We start from the raw sequence: 2,005 nt of genomic DNA, 5'->3' as shown, positions 1-2,005 counted from the left end.
AATTCGATATGGAGGCGCATCCCTTTCACGGGCTCGTGCTCACTCAGAATTTTGGTTACCAGAATGGTGTGTACACCCAGTTCCAGAGCCTTAACCGCAGCGCCACCACGGCACAATTTGCTTCTACCGGTGTCTGGTCACCCGTCTATAGCAACTACAATGGCTACAATATGGGGCTCGCCAACCTCACCCTGTCTGGCGCTGCCGTGTATAGCTGGAACGTATTTGCCGATTATCGCATGAGCTTCGACGTCGACTACAACTATCGTGGCGCGCAGACACAGCCACAGCATATCGGTGATAGCGGCATTTATCGTGCACCGGCCTATTTCCTGCTCAACTCCTTCCTGACCTTTGCGGCGCCCAAGCAACACTGGTCGCTCACTGTTTATGGGCAGAATCTGGCCGACCGGCGCTACTGGCTGTCAGGCGGTACGCAGGCGACCTTCTATGGCGTCATCCCTGGCCTGCCCCGTTTCGTCGGTGCGAAGATCAACGTAACCTATTGATCGCACGATACGACCACCATTGAGGTGGGGCGCTTTGCCCCACCCCACCTGACTGGAGAGCCGATTTGAGCACCCATGACCTGAAACGATCCGCCCGTTATCGCCCCGGTATTTTCGTTCAGGTCATTATCGCCACGCTGGCCGGCATAGCGCTCGGTCTGTTTGCGCCCCAGCTCGCCCATCAATGCCGGTGGCTGACCGATCTCTTCCTGCGTCTGATCCTGATGATTGTCGGGCCGCTTCTGTTCTGCATTGTCGTGAGCGGTATCACCGGCGCAGGATCTCTGGGTGCCGTGGGGAAACTCGGCAGCCGGGCGCTCATCTATTTCGAGGCCATGACCACACTGGTTCTGCTGCTTTCGGTCGGGGCGGCACTCCTGCTCCATCCGGGGCGCGGCATGAGCTACACGCCCAGCCCCGAAGATGCGCACGCTGTTGCCAGCTATGCCGCCAATGCCCATGCGTTGCACGGTCAGGGCATAACGGGGTTCATTCTCAACCTTATTCCCCGCTCCCCTGTGGCCGCCTTTGCTGAAGGCAATATTCTTCAGATCCTGTTTTTTGCCGTACTGCTTGGCTGCTGCCTGTCGCGACTTGGCGAAGCAGGAGCCCCGGTGACGCGCCTGATCGAGAGTTTCTCCTCACTCTTCTCGCGCATGATGCGTGTGATCATCGCGACTGCGCCGCTCGGGGTGTTTGGCGCTGTGGCAATGACGGTGGCGGAGTACGGGCTGGATGCCATCAATCACCTGGCGGTGTTCGTCATCCTCTATTTCACCGCCATCGCTTTCTTCATCGTCTTCATCCTGGGTGGGCTGCTGGCTTTTTGCAAAATCAACCCTCTGCATTTTGCGCGTTATTTCCGTGAGGAAATCCTGATCGTTACCGCCACGACCAGTTCCGATTCCGTGCTGCCCAGCATCATGACCAAGCTTGAAGCTATGGGTATTTCCCGGCAGGTGGTGGGGCTTGTCGTTCCGGCGGGCTATTCGCTGAACCTCGATGCCCTGTCGATCTATCTCGGTTTTGCGGTGGTCTTTCTGGCCGAAGTCACCCACACGCCTCTTACGCTCACACAGATTCTCTCGATGCTGGCGACGGCCCTCATTACGTCGAAGGGTGCACATGGCGTACCGGGAATTGCCATCGTCGTGCTGGCGGCAACCCTTGCCGCCGCACCATCCATCCCACTTTCGAGCCTTGTCCTGCTGATTGCCGTCGACTGGTTCAGTGGTATCGCCCGGGCGGTAGGCAACCTTGCAGGCAATTGCGTTGCGCCGGCTGTTCTTGCAGCATGGCAGGGCGCGCTGGACCGCGAACGGGCACACAAGATGCTCGGCACACATAACCGCTGAAACGGGATCTCATGGACACTGCCAATCGTTATCCGGCCCTTCGTCTGGCCGAAGCCTGTCAGGCTAAACTCGTCGCTGCCGGTGCACGGCCAGACGATGCTGAACAGACCGTGCGCGCCATGATGCATGCCTCACGCCTCG

The 2,005-nt window shown here is 58.7% G+C and carries 1 protein-coding gene and 1 pseudogene; both read left to right on the top strand.

The features are described from left to right. Positions 1 to 509, top strand: a pseudogene (locus P792_RS0120125) (TonB-dependent receptor); the annotation flags it as partial. A gap of 65 nt (positions 510 to 574) precedes the next feature. Beyond that, on the top strand, positions 575 to 1,864 hold the full coding sequence (locus P792_RS33665; protein ID WP_181950272.1) for a cation:dicarboxylate symporter family transporter: 1,290 nt from the start codon (positions 575 to 577) through the stop codon (positions 1,862 to 1,864). Positions 1,865 to 2,005 lie beyond the last annotated feature (141 nt).

The sequence above is a fragment of the Asaia sp. SF2.1 genome, from assembly GCF_000505765.1.
GTDB lineage: Bacteria > Pseudomonadota > Alphaproteobacteria > Acetobacterales > Acetobacteraceae > Asaia > Asaia bogorensis.
Note: the sequence above shows the minus strand (reverse complement) of the source record. Positions and strands in the feature narration are given on the sequence as shown.